We start from the raw sequence: 17014 nt of genomic DNA on the forward strand, positions 1-17014 counted from the left end.
CATAATCAGGTAGAGAACTGGAGTTTCACTGGCACGATGGCCTCCAGTAAACTTATTGAGAACTTGATAACGTTTTATTATAAAATTCGGCCTTAACATTATCATTAAATTCAGGACTTTCTAGATAAGAACTAACTTCAATTACCCCAACTTTATTAATACTTTGTGGAACGTTTTCAAAAGTAATAATAACCTCAATAGGAGTATCTTTAATCAAAATATTGTCGGCTTGATAAGTGCCAGAATTACTGCCAAAATCCACTTTGGTTGCAATTAGTTCTTTGCCATCCTCAATGATTCGACTTCTATTGTTAGAATTATAATTTCCGTGTATATAGAGCTTGTTTTTATCTTGTGTACTTGTCACCAAAAGAGAACACTTAATATTTTGAAGTGTTGAAGAAATTGCTGATCTTTGGCATTCTTTGAACTGAAAAATTAAAGATTGGACTTTAACAATCTTATCCGTATTAAAAGAAGACGGCTCTGACACAGTTTCATTATCAGGTGCGAATGAAGCCGAGGGACTGGGTACATTTGAACCTTTTAAAGATTGATTTTCATCTTCAAGCTCTTTTATTTTTCTTTGCAAATCTTTGTTTTCCGACTCAAGTGTATTTAATTTTTCTGATAACTGAACTAAATCGGAATTGCTAGATTGCTGAAAAAAACTGGAAATCCATTCCTTAAATTTATAGCCGCCAAAAGCAGATAAGGGAATAGTTAAAACTAATAAAACAGAAGCAAATATTAGGTAATTTTTTCTTTGTTGTTTTTTAAATTCTTTATTCACTTGTCTGCGAACCTCCTCAATGTCATTATCCATTAACAAGTCAGATAATCCTAGTTCTTGAAGACTCTCTTTAACAGCATCAAGAGTGATAACCTCTTGATTATACTGTTTTCTATAGGAAAGTCGTTCAATCAATTTTTTAAACTCATCATCACTTAAACCATCCTTCAAAACCATAAGTTTTACCCTAAATTGTAATAAAAATAAATGTCTGTCATTATTCTGTATAACACTTTCTACGGTAACGATATGGGTCAACTTTCTGTATATCCATCTATTTTAGTGCAATCGCAAGAAAAATTTCCCCATATCATACCCAAAAGCGTGTTAGCCATAGCACATTGCCAAAAACCTTGTTTAACTAAATTCCTGACAATAGGCTGAAATAACACGAGTTTTCTGGTGTTATAACAACTATTCGTCAATCTGACCGCACCTCTTGACAAAAATTTACAATTATTCGACCCTTAGCGATCGCTATCGGGAGATAGAATGTGCGTGGTGCGTTACCCAAAATCGATCGGTGGAGCAGTAGGACTTGCATTAGACCTCGACCTAATATTATCTCAAGACCAAAAGTCTTTCTAGTTAAGGAATCTACCCGAATAAAAATTATTTTAATTGCCTCATATTTTTTCAGTGAAATTGAATTAGCAACGATAGATATACATTTCAGCTATCGAACTACTTAATTAGTATATAGGCTAAAAGCAAGCTGTGACTGGGTTATAATTTTTGAAGATGTCTATTAGGGAACGCACCCTACGGCGATGGCAATCTATAGTTTACATGTTTTCAAGGAGTGGAAGATAGCAGCCCTCGTTAGCTCCGGTAGCGGGCCTATCCATCTTTCCCTCACCGAGCGCGAGCGCTCCGGATTGCCGCTTGTCCACAGACGTTCTATGGTATTGAGGTCAGTACAGGGTATGTTCAGTAATTTATCTCGCGGGCAAAGGGCAGACCACGTCGGATCTTTTCTGGCTCGATTCGATTCGTAGCAGCTCGATTCTAATCCCACGGACTGGGCAATTACCTTTTGAGTTTCGTCAAGAGCTGGATAATGATAATCGTTTAAGATTTTTTCACTCCTCTCTCTCGTCAGAGATCCCGTCTCGATGTTAGTTACAGTTACAACGTACGCTTCCTTCAGCAGGTCGCGCAGGCGGGTGTAGTCCACCCCTCGTTCGGATTGCAAATCGTTGGATTGCAAATCGTTCGTCACTCGATTTTTCGCTGTATCCAGCAACCTCAACCCGCTGGTCTGATTTTGGAGTCCACAGGAAGCAAGAATTGCACTGCTAAAACCGACTGCGATCCATCTTAGAAATGCCTGCCGCAAAACCTTGAGCGCGTGGGGCAGTTGTTTTGGTTTATATGGAATCACGAGAGTCTCCTTAATGCGTAAATGTTCAGGGGTTTACGAGAGAATATCTGTACAACACTCTCCAGAGTAACGATATAGCACTTTTCACGTTACTGAGGTATCGACAAGTTTTGCCAACAAAGGGTTTAAGACCCTTGCCCATACCTTATTCTGATGAAAACTGCTATATGTAGAAACTTTCGGTATATCACCCCATTAACTAAATTTATGACAGTAAGCTGAAATAACGGAACTCTTCTAAAAGACTAGCTAAGATTTCTAGTTCTGACCGCACTTCTCCACAAAAATTTACAATTATTCGACGCAATTAATGGACTGTCTATAGAGCTATCGACTCGTTAGAAGTTTCTCCGGCGGGTTGGGGAGTGGAAAACCCCGTCAGGGATAGAAGCTGTCGTTTAGCGGTTTCCCGTTCGAGACGGTAACGGTTCAACTGAATCTCTAACTGTTCTCGTTGGGCGATTCTTGTTAGATAGGTTTCGGTGGATGAACCGCCCAGACGGTAATCTATCTCGGTAATCCTGGTCAAGAGGTCATGATTGGACAGTTGGGCTGATATCGCCCGTTCTCGATCGCCGGCGGTTTCGTAGGCGATCAGGAGGGTAAGATATTTTCTCACAGGGCGATCGCATTCTTTCCTAGGGTGTGTTCCCTGAAAACATGACAATTTCAAGGTTAACCAATATTTGGGAATGCACCACCCCTACCATTTATAATTGGGGAACATTTTCCTGTTCATAATTTTCTATTAATATTCCCAAAATTTCCATTAAAGAAGCAAGAGGATGATTTTCATTTTCTCCTATTTCATCTATCAAATTATCTAACATAATTACTAATTGTTCATATTCTGATTCATTGCGAGGGATAAAGAGTATTTGCTTTAAGTTTGTCCAAGCTTGCCGTGTTTTCTCTATATCTATCGTCGGCATTTTTTTACTCCTTCCATTTGTTTTTGTCGTATTCAGAATGAGTTAAAACTTCTCGAATATAAATTTTTTGTCGATTGTAATGAATCGCTGCTATTAGTCTAATCTTATTTCCACCTTGGAACCCCCTAAGCTACATCTACATACTCACAGATCGACAATGATTCAGGAACAGTTAATCCATCTTCTTTTAAGCCTTCCAAATGAAAAATTATTGCCTCAGCAATTAATTGTTTAACTTCTTCTAATGTTTCTGCAACCGCAACACAACCGGGAAGATCGGGAACATAAGCACCGTAGCTATTTTCTCCTTTTTCAATAACAACTGCATATCGCATTATATTTTGTCCTCCTCAATTTGAGCTTGTCGCCATATATTTTTAAGAGTCCCAATAGGAACATCAACGCTGGATTTCCCCGATACCGTTACCGTACCAGATTTTGAAGGATGTTTATACTGCCTATGACTTCCTCGTGTTCTAGCAAGATACCAGCCATCCGCTTCTAACACTTTAATCACTTGTTTGACTTTCATGATTCTGGATTTTAACACAATCACATCGCCTCGCAGTGCCGTGTCCTCGTAGTTTGGGTTGAGCGAAAACGTATCAATTCGATTGTCTAAGCGAAACCCAACACCCCGAAGGGTCACTCCGGGTTAGGTTTCCTTACGTCAACCCAACCTGTAATTGAGGGAGGTACTTTATTCTTGGCTACAATGACCAACAAAGCAAAGATTTGAGCTATCACCACTACAATCAAATCACTACTCACCCGCAACAGACAAAGCCATAAATCCCGAAAATATTCCCGTTAATTAGCTTTAACTTTCTGCACCATTGTATCGGCAGTGGTAGTAGAAACCATGGCCGCCATAACTTGTTCTGGGGAAACCGTAAAAGGTAAACGATGAATGTCCGAATTAGGCTGACAGGCAATTGCGGCCGCGTGGCGCAATTGGGCAAGGGAAACATCTTTTAATCCTAAATCCTCTAGGGATTTCGGTAAACCAATTTGTTCATAAAACTGGATTAGTTGCCCCCGGGCCGATACTGCCAATTGATTGCCCAAAACTATTTCCTCTAGACGCAATTGGGCGAGAATGCCGTAGGCGACTTTTTCCCCGTGCAGGGCATGATGGCAAGCGGGAATATGGGTTAAACCATTATGAATTGCATGGGCGGCCACGGTACGACAATTAGCGCCCCCTAAACCACCAATTACTCCGGCTAATAAAACGGTGGCATCCACTACCTGTTTCCAGTCCTCCCCGCCGATATTTTCCAGGGCTGCCGGGGATTTTTGGAAAAGAATATCCCGCAAAACCCGGGCCTGTTGGACGGCAGCAATGATCAGGGTTTCTGTGGAATGACCGCTACTGACGGAAGCTTCGTACCATTTAGCGATCGCATCGCCAATACCGGCGATTAAGGTTCTTTTCGGGGCAGTTTGGATAATACCGTAATCGAGAATTAATAAATCCGGACAACGGGCTAGGGACAGATCGTAAAGAAACGCCCCCGCGTCGGAATAGACGTTAGATAGGGCTGTCCAAGCGGCACAGGTAGCGGCGGAGGTGGGAATCGTGGCGATCGGCAAATGGCACTGATGGGCGAGTAATTTGGCCGTATCGAGGGCCTTGCCGCCACCTACACCGATGATAAAATCTGCCTCATGACTCTTGACAGATGCCTTTAAATATGCTAGGGAATTTTCCGAACAATCGGGGGCGTAACTGTGATAGCTAGGAGTGAGATTTTTCAGGGGAGATGACAAAAAAGCTAAATTGCGATCGCCGCCCACCACCAGGGGACGTTTGCCCAAATCCGCTAACTTGCCGGTGGATTCTTCTAGGGCATTGTCACCCCGAATCACTTGTGCGGGGGCGATTAACAGGGGCAAAACAGCGACAGCATTGGACATTTTTTGACAACCTCAAGGATTATTGGCTAATTTTAGCGAAACTTTCGGGAAAAAGCTGTAGTTCAGGAGTATTATCCCCCGGGGCGGAGAAGGATTTTTTAATCTGTCCCAGGTACAAAGGAGCGGATAAACCGGGCTGAGGATGAACCAGAGTGCGAGCGCTAATGATAAATTGATTATTACCGCCAGCACCGGCGCGACCGGAGGAAAACAAGTCACTAGCGGCTTGTTTTAGGGTTGCTTCCACTTGCTCGGGAGTAACAGTATTGGGCAGGGAGATAACAGCTTGATTAGCTCCGTTATCATAGACAAGGGAGAATCTCACCGCCCCCGGAATTTCTGTACGGGTAAATAATCCTAACCCAAGACCGAAAATCCCCACCGTCAACACAGCCATAAAGCTAGTGACACCGACGAGACGAAAGCGGATTCCCCAACCGACGAGAAAAGCGATAATCGTGAGTACCAAAAAAACCAGCGTGGCAATACCAGACCATTGGATGTATTTGGCGAAGTTCAGGGGAATGTCCATATTTTCTATAATACTAATTCTATGAAAACGGTTAGCATAAACCATTGTACCTATCCTGTTGTCGAAACTTTCCATTCTGTGCAGGGCGAAGGCTTTTGGACGGGAAGCAATGCTTTTTTCCTCCGTTTGGGAGGTTGCGATGTCTATTGTCCTTGGTGCGACCAAAAAGAGTCTTGGAATGCCCACCGTTATCCCCAACAATCCCTGCGGGAATTGGTAGAGATGGCAAAAGGGGCTAACCCCGCTATGGTGGTGATTACCGGGGGTGAACCTTTGATGCACAATCTTGATCCTTTGACCAGGGAATTAAAAAATCAGGGTTTACGGGTACATTTAGAAACTTCTGGCGCTCATCCTTTTACTGGGGTTTTCGATTGGGTGACTTTTTCTCCTAAAACTTATAAAATGCCCGATCCTAGTATTTATGCACGGGTAAATGAGTTAAAAATTGTCGTGGCTCATCCAGAGGATTTAGACTGGGCAGCTATGCAGGAAAGTAAGTTATCGGAAGGGGTGATTAAATATCTACAACCCGAATGGAATACAGCAGAAAGCAAAGAGTTAGTCTTTAATTATGTTCTTCGGCATCCCCAATGGCGTCTCAGTCTCCAAACCCATAAGTTTTTAGGAGTCCGCTAACTGATAACTGATAACTGATAACTCAGGTTAACTAACTATTTTTCGCCTCTAATTTGGTTAAACGACTTTTAAGTTCCTGATTTTCCTGTTTCATTTTTTCTAATTCCTCGCGAATTTCCTGAATTGCTTTGTCGGAACCTAATTTTTTCTGGACTTTTTGTACTGCTTCCTCCGCTACACGACGGACGCGACCATCGGGAGTTCGATCGCTCAAAGCTTGTAAAATAGCGATAGCTTTGGCATTTTCTATCTGTCCTAAAGCGTTACACACTGCCACCTGCGTCAAGAAAAAAGTTTCCTTAGCAATGGTTTCTAAACGTTCCAAAATTACGGTTAATTTATCCGTGGTTTGTCCCGAAGAAATCGCTCCCAGGGCGCGGATAGCTGCTAATCTCAGGGGTTGAGGCGTGCCTAAAGCCGTGTAGGTCAAAATTGACTCTAAAGCCGCCAGCGAGGTTTTTAACTGGCTTAAACCGCCAATTGCGCCCGCTCTTACTACCTCATTCCACCCCTTTCTTAACTGTAAAATATGATTCAGCAGGTCAATAATTTCCCCTTCTTTATTTTGCAATTGTCCCACGGCCATGGAGCCTAATCCTCGCGCCGCGGCCGCTTCCACATAATAACTAGCATCTCCAGCTTCTAGTAGGGATTTAAGCGCATCATAACTATCTAAGGTTTTAATTTCACTTAATCCCTCGACAATTGCCCGACGTACTTGTGCTTTTTCATCTTTTAACCTTTTAATTAAAGCAGTAACTGCCTGATCTAAACCAAGAGTTGCTAACTGTTTGGCCACCTCCACACGCACACCCCAAAAAGGCTCATTTTCTAGGGATGTCCCTAAAGCTTCGATCGCTTCTAAACCGCCTTTTTTAGCAATGGCTATGGCTGCATAGATACGGGAAATCGGATCGGGATCCTGTTGTAATTGCGCTTTTAATTCGCCGATGGGATACTCAAGAGTGACGGTTTTGAGGAAATTATTACCCCGATCGAACTTGACAAAATCGGGCTTTTGTGCTAGGGGAAAATAGAAACTTTGTTCTTTTTGGTGAATCCGCAGATTGTAGGTAAGGTCTTCAGAGTTGAGATAGGCAAAAGCGACGGGAATTTTCAAGTCGAATAGTTCCTTTTCATCCTGAGTTTGGGTGACAGTTAATTGGGCTAAATTATTCTCATTGTCCCAACTGTAAGCGACCTTATAATCGGGATGACCACCGCGATAAACGTACTGATCAAAGAGGAATAATAAATTGTAGCCAGTCGCTTTTTCGATCGCCCGTAATAAGTCCACGGTTTCTACGGTTTTATGGGCATTATCCCGCACAAAAGTATGAATCGCTTTTGCAAATAAATCTTCCCCTAAAATAGAGCGGATCATGTGATAAACACAAGCAGCTTTTTCGTAGAGATGACAATCATAAAGTTCGATCGCTTCTCGATAAACATGAGTAACAATCGGACGACGATAGCGGGAAGCATCTTCTTCTAAATAACTTCTTACTTCCCCTAATAAATAATAACTAGCATCAGCTTTTCCGTATTCCGATTCTGTCCATAAAACCTCAGAATAGGAAGCCATTCCCTCTTTAATCCAAGCGTGAGACCAGTGTTTAATCACCAGTAAATCACCGAACCATTGATGAGCTAATTCATGGGCAACTAAGCTTTCTGTCCAAGTATAATCGATGCTGGCTCTTTGATCAATTAAACAACGATCAGTTAAAATTGTGGTGGAAGTATTTTCCATCCCACCAAAAATAAAATCATCTACGCAAACTTGTGCGTATTTAGGATAGGGATAGGGATAACCAAACTTTTGGCTAAAAAACTCGATCATGCGGGGAGTTTTACCCATACTTCTTTGGCCCTCTTCTTCCCGTCCTTTTTCCACATAATAAGTGACAGGAACACCATTCCATGAGTCCCGTAATTCGGCAAAATTTCCCACCGCAAGAGTCATTAAATAGGTGGGATGAATTTGCTTTTGTGACCAGTGATAAATTCTGTCCTCACCAACGGTTGCCACCGAGATTAATTCCCCGTTAGAAATAGCGATATAGGGTTGGGTAATTTTAACCCGAATTTCGGAAGTGACTAATTGGCCAGGGTAATCAAAACAGGGAAACCAAAAGCGAGAATCTTCCTCTTCTCCCTGGGTCCAAACTTGCATTGGTTTGTCGGGATAATATTCGTCGGGGGCGATAAAATATAATCCCCGTTGTGGTTGCTTAACCTGATAGTTAATCGTCAGGATAATCGGTTTATCGGTGGTGGGTTGTAGCAGATGAATAGTCAGGAGAGAACGATCATAGTCAAAGGGTTGACTGATACCTTCAATGAACACAGAATTAATATTTAAATCCACCGCATCCAGGATTAAACTGCTAATTCCCTGACGAATGGGGGTGAGGGTAATCTGACAGCTACCCTCAAAACTTTGTCCAGGAATATCAATAATTAAATCGAGAAAAATATGATTAACTTGTCCGGGTCGATCAGGGTTATAATGGGGTTTAGCCCCCGGTAATTCAAAGGGTTGACGCTGATTATTTTCCGTGTCGATGGTGAGATGAGACATATTAGCCCTAACTTGCTGATTTTTGTCCAGTAAACTTAAATTAACACGATCGGTCGTCCCTTTCCTTGCTAACAATAATCCCACCCCTATGAATCTCCCCTCCTTTCTCTGGTTATGGAAAATTGCCGCTTGGTCGATGGGATTTACCCTCTTTGCCTATTTTTTACTGGCAGTTTCGGGGGTAAACATGGGTTATCGACGACTTGCGGGCCAATCTCGACCGAAATGGTTAAGACCCTTTCATCTCCTCAGCGGCCTGATCATGGTTGCTTTGGTCTTAATTCTGCTGGGAATCGGATTAGTGGGAACAATCGGTCATTATGGCAGTTTAGGCCACTCTTCCCACCTGATAGCGGGTTTATCGGTGGTTTTTCTGGTTTTTGTTTCGGCAATTACCGGACTGAACATTACAACTCGTCCACCTCTAGCGCGGTCTCTCCACATCGGCACTAATCTTTTATTGTTTCTGGGTTTTCTTTTTGTTACCCTAACAGGATGGGATGTGGTCCAAAAATATCTACAATAAAAATAGTCGGCGATCGAGTGGAGACTGTTCGATCAAGAAAAACTAGCCATCTCATCCCGAAAAATCGCTTTTTAGTGACAGAATACTCACCCCCAAATCATTATGCAAACCGTCGAATCACAAGCTATTAACACGATGTCAGTGCCAAAAAAAGGGCTACCGGTAACAATTATTACTGGGTTTCTTGGTAGTGGTAAGACTACTCTTCTCAATCATATTCTCAGCAATCAACAGGGATTAAAAACTGCTGTTCTTGTCAATGAATTCGGTGAAATCGGTATCGATAACGAACTGATTATCAGCAGTGATGACAGCATGGTAGAATTAAATAATGGCTGTATTTGCTGCACGATTAACGAGGATTTAATTCAAGCAGTTTATAAAGTTCTCGAACGTCCCGAAAAAATCGATTATTTAGTCGTAGAAACCACGGGATTAGCCGATCCTTTACCGGTAGCTTTAACCTTTTTAGGGACGGAATTACGCGAAATGACCCGTTTAGATTCCATTGTCACCATGGTGGATTGTGCCAATTTTAGTCTCGATTTATTCAACTCGCAAGCGGCCTTAAGTCAAATCACCTACGGTGATATTATTGTTCTCAATAAAACCGATCTAGTGGATGAAGCAGATGTGGATTCTTTAGAAATAAGAATCCGGGACATGAAGGAAGGAGCAAGAATTCTTCGCACTAGCAAAAGTCAAGTCCCTTTACCCTTAATTCTCAGCGTCGGACTATTTGAATCGGATAAATATTTCGACACAGAAGAAGAACACCACGACCATGATCACCACGACCACGATCACGACCATTGCGATCATGATCACGACCATGATCACCACCACGATCACGATCATGATCATCACGACCATTCCAATCATTTAGAGGTGGATGGATTTACTTCTATTTCCTTTGCTAGTGACCAACCTTTTTCGATTCGGAAGTTCCAATATTTCCTCGATAATCAGTTACCAGAAAGCGTTTTCCGCGCTAAGGGTATTATCTGGTTTGATGAAAGTCCTAAACGTCATATTTTCCACCTTAGTGGTAAGCGTTTCACTCTCGAAGATGACGAATGGAAAGGTACTCCCAAAAATCAGCTAGTTCTTATCGGTCAAAATCTCGATCATGAAACCCTAAAAGAACAGATTAACAATTGTCTCAGTTTACCTGCTGTCAATCGCGGTAAAGGATTTGGCAAATAAACCCCGCTTTGTAAATCTACTAAGTTGGGATTTTTAAGGGGAAACTCTCTGCTAAAGTCGGGCGTTACTTTCGATTTTTTCCCTCAATCCAAGCTTTTGGGGGGTTCTACCCCCCAAACCCCCCGTTGGGGGCGTGGCGCCGCCCCCAAACCCCCCGCGCATTAGCTTTTCGGTGGGATGCTTACAGGCAGCTGCTGATCTATTTGTCATCATCTAAAAGTCACCGATAATTGCTGATTGTCGGTATTTCTGCCTTCCTAACTCCTGACTCTAAGGACAATTTTTTGATTTTTACAAGAGGTCTATTGACCTTCTTGAGGTACTTTTCCTCCTAAAGATTCCACGATCGAGCGAGTATTTTCCCTGAGCATTTTTACATAACTATCCCCTCTAGTACCCACCGCACCGATCGAATCAGAATATAATTGTTGTGGTGCTAATTTCACCCCCGCTTCTTCGGCTACAGTGGTAATTAAAGCGGGATTAATAGTCGTCTCGGCAAAGATAGCAGCAACCTTGAGATTTTTAATAGCATCGGCTAAATTTTTCACCGTTTGGGCGCTTGGTTGTTCTTCGGTACTAATACCAATTAAAGTTCCCGATACTTTTAAACCATAGGCATGAGCATAATACTGAAAAGCGTCATGAGTGGTGACTAATTGTCTTTGGGAAGGGGGGATAGTTTCAATAGCCACAGTAATCCAGCGATCAAGATTTTCTAATTCTGCGATTAATTGGGCGGCATTTTGGGTAAAAATCTCTTTATCTTCGGGACTTAATTCAATCAATTGATCTCGGATTTTTTCCACCATGATTATACCATTTTTTGCTGAACCCCAAACGTGGGGATCGGGGACTTTCTGCCCCTCTTTTTCCAATTGTAAAGGCTTGATTGCTTCTCCCACAGCCACTTTTTTAGCTTTAATTCCCGTAGAATTGATCATTTTAATTAACCCCGGTTCGAGATTATAACCGTTATAGAGAATTAAATCGGCTTTTTCTAAAGCCACACTATCGGCGGGAACTGGTTCATAAACGTGGGGATCATCCCCGGGTTTTAAAATGTCTTGATGGTCAATTTCTTCACCGCCCACTCGTGCGGTTAAATCGGCGATAATTGTGCTAGTGGAGATTACCTTGGGTTTTTGGTTATCAGTAGTATTAACCGAGGCATGACAAGCAACCAATACCAAAAATAAACAGGATAAAATTAGTTTTTTCATCGAGAAATAGAGATGAGGGTTTAGGGGTTAGAGATGAGGGTAAATGGCATTGATATCTATCTTGATTTTTTTCCTGACTAAAGACTCCTTTTACCATTAAAATAGAGAATAGAGAAGGTGTAAATTGAAGAGATATGGATAACCAAGCCCCGATTAAACTACCGAAAACCAGCGAATCCGACCACCTCAAGCGCATTCGTCACACCACCTCCCATGTGATGGCCATGGCGGTGCAGAAATTATTCCCGAAAGCCCAAGTTACTATCGGGCCTTGGACTGAAACCGGATTTTACTACGATTTTGATGTGCCGGAACCTTTTACCGATAAGGATCTCAAGGACATCAAAAAAGAGATGGTCAAAATTATCAATAAAAAACTGCCGGTGATTCGCGAGCAAGTTTCTCGGGAAGAGGCGGAAAAGCGCATTAAAGCGATTAATGAACCCTATAAGCTGGAAATTCTGGCGGGAATTCAAGAACCCATCACCCTTTATCATCTTGGTGACGCTTGGTGGGATTTGTGCGCCGGTCCGCACCTAAGTAATACAAGTGAACTAGACCCGAAAGCGATCGAATTAGAGACGGTAGCGGGTGCTTATTGGCGCGGGGATGAGAATAAAGCCCAATTACAGCGCATTTACGGCACGGCATGGGAAAATCCCCACCAATTAGCCGAATACAAGCGCCGTAAGGAAGAAGCACTCAAACGGGACCATCGCAAATTAGGCAAAGAATTAGGTTTATTTATTTTCTCTGATTCTGTCGGGCCGGGGTTGCCTTTATGGACACCGAAAGGCACTTTAATTCGTTCTTTGTTAGAAGATTTTCTGAAAAAAGAACAGTTAAAACGCGGTTATTTACCCGTAGTTACTCCCCATATTGCTCGCGTCGATTTGTTTAAAATTTCCGGTCACTGGCAAAAGTACAAAGAAGATATGTTTCCCATGATGGCAGACGATGAGGAATCTGCTAGTAAAGAAATAGGATTTGTCCTCAAACCGATGAACTGTCCTTTTCATATTCAAATCTATAAAAGTGATTTGAGATCCTATCGGGAATTGCCGATGCGTTTGGCAGAATTCGGGACAGTTTATCGTTACGAACAATCGGGAGAATTGGGAGGATTAACTAGAGTTCGCGGTTTTACCGTCGATGATTCCCATTTGTTTGTCACTCCCGAACAATTAGACAAGGAATTTTTAAGCGTTGTTGATTTAATTTTGACGGTGTTTAAGAGTTTACAATTAAAGAATTTTAAGGCGCGATTGAGTTTTCGTGACCCCGAATCGGATAAGTATATCGGTTCCGATGAAGCTTGGGAAAAGGCACAATCGGCGATTAGAAAAGCGGTGCAAACTTTGGGGATGGATTATTTTGAAGCCCCCGGAGAAGCGGCTTTTTATGGTCCAAAATTAGACTTTATTTTCCAAGATGCCCTCGAAAGAGAATGGCAGTTAGGAACGGTACAGGTAGATTATAATTTACCCGAACGTTTTGAATTAGAATACGTTGCCGAAGATGGTAATCGTAAACGTCCGGTGATGATTCATCGCGCACCTTTTGGTTCTTTGGAACGTTTAATCGGTATTTTAATCGAAGAATACGCGGGGGATTTTCCTCTTTGGTTAGCCCCTGTCCAGATACGATTATTACCGGTTAGTGATAGTCAATTGGATTACGCTAAAGAGGTGACAGCGAAAATGCAGTTGTTAGGAATTCGGGCCGAAACCGATACCAGTGGCGAACGTTTGGGTAAAATGATTCGCAATGCTGAAACCGCAAAAATTCCCGTGATGGCAGTGGTGGGGGCAAAAGAAATGGAAGGTAATAGTTTAAGTATTCGCACCCGTGCCACGGGCGATTTAGGAGTAATTAGCGTCGAGGAAGTGGTGGCAAAATTAGAAAGTGCCATCCAAAATCACGGTAATTTTTAAGCGTTTGCTTATCTAATTCTATGGGGACAGAAAATATTTCTGTCCCAGTATTTTTGATCAACCCGGGAGATTTTTCGGGTGCATCTGATATTTGTGACTTTCTCTCACTTATGGTGAGCAGCAGCAGTTATTCAAAGAGGGCGAATGCAATTCGCCCCTACAATAATATTATTGCGCCAATAGTAGGGGCGCACCGCGTGCGCCCTGTAATATAGATATTTCTACAAAATTGAGATGCACCCGATTTTTCCTGATTATCCTTTAGGTATCATCATCTTTTTGAAAGGGATTTTCCCCAATCCCCAGTCCTTTTTTGCTCTGTTTTAAGTCTTTCCAGAGGGCTTTAATTTTTTGGTAGGCTTCTAGAGAACTGATTTTGCCCCCGGTTTCCAGATTACAAATAAAACTGACTTTTTGGGCAAATTCCTGTAAATTGGCGTTAAATAGCAAGTTTTCTGGCTTAAATTCCCCATAGTAGGGCGCGCGAGGATAGAGAAAATCCTCCTTGCGGCGATCGGGGAGATTCGGGTTATCATCGTTAGGAGGATTCTGGTTCATAGGGCGATGGCGGGTAATTTTGCGGAATTTCTTTAGATTTTTCGGTAATGGTAATGGGAGATAATATCAGTTGTTGGCTATGATTGAGGATTTAAGTAAAAACTTGGCTGATTCGCCAAAAATTGACACTTAAATCGTGACACTTTTTGGTTATAGGTTAAGATTCGGTCGCAAAATGTTGACAGTTATCTTTAAGCAGCAATTATACATTATTTTTTCTCAACAATCATCTCCCTGATGATCTAAATTTTTTATCTAGGTTGATCGCCAAAATTTGCTGCTGCCGCTATCTGATTAACCATCGATTTTCGTTTATCAATTGCCGAGGATGATAACTATGGAAAAACTCTATGAAGGCAAGGCCAAAATTCTCTATCAAACCGATGATCCCGATATTCTCCTTACTTATTACAAAGACGATGCCACCGCTTTTAATGCCCAAAAACGCGGGCAAATTGTCGGTAAAGGGGAAATTAACTGTACTGTCTCCACTGCCCTATTTCAATGGTTAGAATCCCTAGGAATACCTACCCATTATATTGATCGCCCTAGTTCTAGGGAAATGCGCGTCAAGGCGATTAAAATCATTCCCTTGGAGGTAGTAGTCAGAAATATCGCCGCCGGGAGTTTGTGCAAGCAAACGGGATTAAAGGAGGGGAAAATTTTACCTTTTCCTCTTGTAGAATTTTACCTCAAGAATGATGCTTTAGGCGATCCTTTGTTAACGCCCGATCGCATAAAAGTGATCGATATTGCCAGGGAGGAGCAAGTCAATCAGTTACGAGATTTAGCCCTGAAAATCAATCAATATCTACAAGAATTTTTTGATAAGTGCCAGATTATTCTCGTCGATTTTAAGTTAGAATTTGGAGTTGATAAAACGGGCAAAATTTATCTAGGTGATGAAATTAGCCCCGATACCTGTCGTCTCTGGGATAAAACCCAAGAGGATGCCCAAGCGCGTATTCTCGATAAGGATCGTTTTCGTCGCGATTTAGGAGATGTGGAAACTGCCTATCAACAAGTACAAGCAAGAGTTTTACAACAGATAGAGAGTTTATAACTGTGGGGTGTGTTAGCGAGCGCGTAACGCACCTTAATTGAGATTAGCAATTTAATAATTTATGTCAAGAAGAATTATCGGGTTAACAGGGGGAATAGCCTGTGGTAAATCCACGGTTTCCAATTATTTAGAAAATATCTACAAAATTCCTGTCCTTGATGCGGATATTTATGCCCGGGAAGCAGTGGAAAAAGGTTCGGCAATTTTAGAGAGAATTTTTGTGCGTTATGGCAGAAAAGTTAAAACTGAGGATAATTCCCTTAATCGCCAACAGTTAGGAGAGATTATTTTTAATAATCCCCAGGAAAAAATCTGGTTAGAAAGTCAGATTCATCCCTACGTTAGAGAATGTTTTAATCGGCATTTAGAGCAGTTAGAAGCCCCGATAGTTGTTTTTTCTATCCCTTTATTGTTTGAAGCCAAATTAACCCATTTAGTCACAGAGATTTGGGTGATTTCTTGCAGTTTCGAGCAACAAATTCAACGCTTAATGACTAGAAATAACTTAACTAGGGAACAAGCGATCGCTCGGATTAATAATCAAATGCCTTTAGCCGAAAAAATTGCCTTAGCTGATATTGTTTTGGACAATTCCGGGGATTTAGAAGCTTTATATACCCAGATCGATCGAGCTATACAATAGGGATTAATTTTAAAACAACCAGGCAAATTTTCCCACCCCGAATTTTACATAGAGAATAATTGCCAAAACCAATAAAAATAGAAAGCCAATAATTAATAAATAGTCTTTATTGGTTAAGATTGATTCCTGTAAAAATGTGCGATCGGGATCACCAGAGAAAGCTTTAGCTTGTAGAACTACCTCTAATTTTTGCGATTTAGCCATAGCGTTTAGAATTAAAGGTACAGCGATAGAAGCGTAAATTTTTCCTTTTTGCAGCCAACCCATTTTTTCTATTGCTAATCCTCGTAATCTTTGAGCAGAAATAATCGATCGAGATTCTTCTACTAGGAGAGGAAATAAACGCAGGGTAGAGGAAAAAATAAAGACTATTTTGTAGGGAATTCTGGCTTTAGTTAAACTCACCATCATCTGATTTATATCAGTGGTAAAAATAGCGAGGGGAATAATTAAAACCATGGTGAGAGTTTTAAAGATCACATTTAAACCGTAGAGGGTTCCCTCCACAGTCATTTGAGCAGAACCGACAGTTAATAAGGGAGTTAATTCAGTTTTTCCTGTTAAAGCTTTTACCTGTTCCACATTAAAAAATCCCATGGTAATTAATAAGAATAGATAAAAAGGAGCCATGAATTTTAAAATGGTGAGGAGATAAGACCATTTTACCCCAGCCCAGAGACAAGCTAAAGCGACAATAAGAGTTAGCAAACCGCCAGCGAGGGGACTTTCCCAAGTAAAAGCGATAAGAGTAACCACGATCATCATGGTTAATTTTGTCCGAAAATCTAGGCGAGTAAAAGGAGAATCTCGATCGACGGTTTGCCAGTTAAATGATTGCATAATTAGGAAAAAAGTTAGTAAGTAGCTAGGTGTTAAAAACTGTCAGATGCCCCCCTTATAGGGATCCCCCCGCCTATCGGCACCCCCCTTATTAAGGGGGCTGTCCTTTAGTCACATCTTTCTTAACATTTCAAACCTTTGTAGCACAAGGCTTTCAAGACTCGGTTAACAATTTGTAATATTCCTTGTTGACACCCTTACTGACAAAGAAAAAACTGAAATCAAGTCAGGATAAGG

General features: G+C 41.6%; 20 protein-coding genes. 7 read left to right on the top strand and 13 right to left on the bottom strand.

What is annotated here, in order from left to right:
• Nucleotides 1–52 precede the first annotated feature (52 nt).
• Entirely contained in the window at nt 53–970 is a 918-nt protein-coding gene (locus tag IM507_RS06475; protein ID WP_002740064.1) for a hypothetical protein, read from the bottom strand.
• A gap of 30 nt (nt 971–1000) precedes the next feature.
• Between IM507_RS06475 and IM507_RS06480 the strand changes: the two genes are divergently transcribed.
• Complete coding sequence (locus tag IM507_RS06480; protein WP_016516151.1) at nt 1001–1177, top strand: hypothetical protein; 177 nt, start codon at nt 1001–1003, stop codon at nt 1175–1177.
• Between the two features lie 394 nt (nt 1178–1571).
• Here the strand turns inward: IM507_RS06480 and IM507_RS06485 are convergent, their stop codons facing one another.
• The 8 genes from IM507_RS06485 to IM507_RS06520 form a co-directional block, all read right to left on the bottom strand.
• Nucleotides 1572–2177: a hypothetical protein gene (locus IM507_RS06485; protein WP_002739496.1), complete on the bottom strand. Its 606-nt coding sequence runs from the start codon at nt 2175–2177 to the stop codon at nt 1572–1574.
• Between the two features lie 319 nt (nt 2178–2496).
• On the bottom strand, nt 2497–2796 hold the full coding sequence (locus IM507_RS06490) for a hypothetical protein (protein WP_002740048.1): 300 nt from the start codon (nt 2794–2796) through the stop codon (nt 2497–2499).
• 91 nt (nt 2797–2887) lie between these two features.
• Complete coding sequence (locus tag IM507_RS06495) at nt 2888–3109, bottom strand: hypothetical protein (protein ID WP_002739743.1); 222 nt, start codon at nt 3107–3109, stop codon at nt 2888–2890.
• 4 nt (nt 3110–3113) lie between these two features.
• Entirely contained in the window at nt 3114–3212 is a 99-nt protein-coding gene (locus IM507_RS06500) for a type II toxin-antitoxin system HigB family toxin (RefSeq protein WP_396682506.1), read from the bottom strand.
• Nucleotides 3213–3234: 22 nt separating this feature from the next.
• Entirely contained in the window at nt 3235–3444 is a 210-nt protein-coding gene (locus tag IM507_RS06505) for a type II toxin-antitoxin system HicB family antitoxin (protein WP_002739801.1), read from the bottom strand.
• Nucleotides 3444–3641 (bottom strand): type II toxin-antitoxin system HicA family toxin, encoded by a 198-nt coding sequence (locus IM507_RS06510; protein WP_024968900.1) that lies wholly within the window; start codon nt 3639–3641, stop codon nt 3444–3446. Before IM507_RS06510 ends, IM507_RS06505 begins: the two co-directional genes overlap by 1 nt.
• A 278-nt stretch (nt 3642–3919) precedes the next feature.
• The gene (locus IM507_RS06515) at nt 3920–5029 is read right to left on the bottom strand and encodes an iron-containing alcohol dehydrogenase family protein (protein WP_130756723.1); all 1110 of its coding nucleotides are present in this window, start codon (nt 5027–5029) and stop codon (nt 3920–3922) included.
• Between the two features lie 19 nt (nt 5030–5048).
• On the bottom strand, nt 5049–5606 hold the full coding sequence (locus tag IM507_RS06520; RefSeq protein WP_002789277.1) for a Ycf51 family protein: 558 nt from the start codon (nt 5604–5606) through the stop codon (nt 5049–5051).
• Here IM507_RS06520 and IM507_RS06525 point away from each other — a divergent pair.
• Entirely contained in the window at nt 5583–6200 is a 618-nt protein-coding gene (locus IM507_RS06525) for a 7-carboxy-7-deazaguanine synthase QueE (RefSeq protein ID WP_287636784.1), read from the top strand. The two genes, IM507_RS06520 and IM507_RS06525, sit on opposite strands and share 24 nt — an antisense overlap.
• A 31-nt stretch (nt 6201–6231) precedes the next feature.
• Here the strand turns inward: IM507_RS06525 and IM507_RS06530 are convergent, their stop codons facing one another.
• Entirely contained in the window at nt 6232–8868 is a 2637-nt protein-coding gene (locus IM507_RS06530) for a M1 family metallopeptidase (RefSeq protein ID WP_287636785.1), read from the bottom strand.
• Between the two features lie 4 nt (nt 8869–8872).
• Here IM507_RS06530 and IM507_RS06535 point away from each other — a divergent pair, with 4 nt between their 5' ends.
• A complete protein-coding gene (locus IM507_RS06535) occupies nt 8873–9310 on the top strand; it encodes a DUF4079 domain-containing protein (RefSeq protein WP_016514615.1) in 438 nt (145 codons plus the stop codon).
• A gap of 102 nt (nt 9311–9412) precedes the next feature.
• A complete protein-coding gene (locus IM507_RS06540; protein WP_287636786.1) occupies nt 9413–10516 on the top strand; it encodes a CobW family GTP-binding protein in 1104 nt (367 codons plus the stop codon).
• 302 nt (nt 10517–10818) lie between these two features.
• Here the strand turns inward: IM507_RS06540 and IM507_RS06545 are convergent, their stop codons facing one another.
• Entirely contained in the window at nt 10819–11739 is a 921-nt protein-coding gene (locus tag IM507_RS06545) for a metal ABC transporter solute-binding protein, Zn/Mn family (protein WP_042791092.1), read from the bottom strand.
• A 134-nt stretch (nt 11740–11873) separates the two neighbouring features.
• Between IM507_RS06545 and thrS the strand changes: the two genes are divergently transcribed.
• Nucleotides 11874–13673 carry a threonine--tRNA ligase gene (thrS, locus tag IM507_RS06550; RefSeq protein WP_123231032.1) on the top strand — a complete coding sequence of 600 codons (1800 nt, stop codon included), beginning with the start codon at nt 11874–11876 and terminating at the stop codon, nt 13671–13673.
• A 261-nt stretch (nt 13674–13934) separates the two neighbouring features.
• Here the strand turns inward: thrS and IM507_RS06555 are convergent, their stop codons facing one another.
• Nucleotides 13935–14231 (bottom strand): DUF7219 family protein, encoded by a 297-nt coding sequence (locus IM507_RS06555; RefSeq protein WP_002743720.1) that lies wholly within the window; start codon nt 14229–14231, stop codon nt 13935–13937.
• 337 nt (nt 14232–14568) lie between these two features.
• Here IM507_RS06555 and purC point away from each other — a divergent pair, with 337 nt between their 5' ends.
• Together purC and coaE are read left to right on the top strand one after the other, a co-directional pair.
• On the top strand, nt 14569–15294 hold the full coding sequence (gene purC, locus IM507_RS06560) for a phosphoribosylaminoimidazolesuccinocarboxamide synthase (RefSeq protein WP_002740159.1): 726 nt from the start codon (nt 14569–14571) through the stop codon (nt 15292–15294).
• Between the two features lie 61 nt (nt 15295–15355).
• A complete protein-coding gene (gene coaE, locus IM507_RS06565; RefSeq protein ID WP_002739784.1) occupies nt 15356–15937 on the top strand; it encodes a dephospho-CoA kinase in 582 nt (193 codons plus the stop codon).
• Between the two features lie 9 nt (nt 15938–15946).
• Here the strand turns inward: coaE and IM507_RS06570 are convergent, their stop codons facing one another.
• Nucleotides 15947–16777 carry an energy-coupling factor transporter transmembrane component T family protein gene (locus IM507_RS06570; RefSeq protein ID WP_016514550.1) on the bottom strand — a complete coding sequence of 277 codons (831 nt, stop codon included), beginning with the start codon at nt 16775–16777 and terminating at the stop codon, nt 15947–15949.
• Nucleotides 16778–17014: the final 237 nt, after the last annotated feature.

It is taken from the genome of Microcystis sp. M20BS1 (assembly GCF_020245305.1).
Lineage (GTDB): Bacteria > Cyanobacteriota > Cyanobacteriia > Cyanobacteriales > Microcystaceae > Microcystis > Microcystis ichthyoblabe_A.

What these genes read in the sequence shown, in the direction of transcription:
- IM507_RS06555 (WP_002743720.1), bottom strand. Translation starts at nt 14,231, where the DNA reads ATGAACCAGAATCCTCCTAACGATGATAACCCGAATCTCCCCGATCGC.
- IM507_RS06545 (WP_042791092.1), bottom strand. Translation starts at nt 11,739, where the DNA reads ATGAAAAAACTAATTTTATCCTGTTTATTTTTGGTATTGGTTGCTTGT.
- IM507_RS06535 (WP_016514615.1), top strand. Translation starts at nt 8,873, where the DNA reads ATGAATCTCCCCTCCTTTCTCTGGTTATGGAAAATTGCCGCTTGGTCG.
- IM507_RS06540 (WP_287636786.1), top strand. Translation starts at nt 9,413, where the DNA reads ATGCAAACCGTCGAATCACAAGCTATTAACACGATGTCAGTGCCAAAA.
- IM507_RS06475 (WP_002740064.1), bottom strand. Translation starts at nt 970, where the DNA reads ATGGTTTTGAAGGATGGTTTAAGTGATGATGAGTTTAAAAAATTGATT.
- IM507_RS06520 (WP_002789277.1), bottom strand. Translation starts at nt 5,606, where the DNA reads ATGGTTTATGCTAACCGTTTTCATAGAATTAGTATTATAGAAAATATG.
- IM507_RS06480 (WP_016516151.1), top strand. Translation starts at nt 1,001, where the DNA reads ATGTCTGTCATTATTCTGTATAACACTTTCTACGGTAACGATATGGGT.
- IM507_RS06510 (WP_024968900.1), bottom strand. Translation starts at nt 3,641, where the DNA reads ATGAAAGTCAAACAAGTGATTAAAGTGTTAGAAGCGGATGGCTGGTAT.
- IM507_RS06515 (WP_130756723.1), bottom strand. Translation starts at nt 5,029, where the DNA reads ATGTCCAATGCTGTCGCTGTTTTGCCCCTGTTAATCGCCCCCGCACAA.
- purC (WP_002740159.1), top strand. Translation starts at nt 14,569, where the DNA reads ATGGAAAAACTCTATGAAGGCAAGGCCAAAATTCTCTATCAAACCGAT.
- IM507_RS06505 (WP_002739801.1), bottom strand. Translation starts at nt 3,444, where the DNA reads ATGCGATATGCAGTTGTTATTGAAAAAGGAGAAAATAGCTACGGTGCT.
- coaE (WP_002739784.1), top strand. Translation starts at nt 15,356, where the DNA reads ATGTCAAGAAGAATTATCGGGTTAACAGGGGGAATAGCCTGTGGTAAA.
- IM507_RS06525 (WP_287636784.1), top strand. Translation starts at nt 5,583, where the DNA reads ATGAAAACGGTTAGCATAAACCATTGTACCTATCCTGTTGTCGAAACT.
- IM507_RS06495 (WP_002739743.1), bottom strand. Translation starts at nt 3,109, where the DNA reads ATGCCGACGATAGATATAGAGAAAACACGGCAAGCTTGGACAAACTTA.
- thrS (WP_123231032.1), top strand. Translation starts at nt 11,874, where the DNA reads ATGGATAACCAAGCCCCGATTAAACTACCGAAAACCAGCGAATCCGAC.
- IM507_RS06570 (WP_016514550.1), bottom strand. Translation starts at nt 16,777, where the DNA reads ATGCAATCATTTAACTGGCAAACCGTCGATCGAGATTCTCCTTTTACT.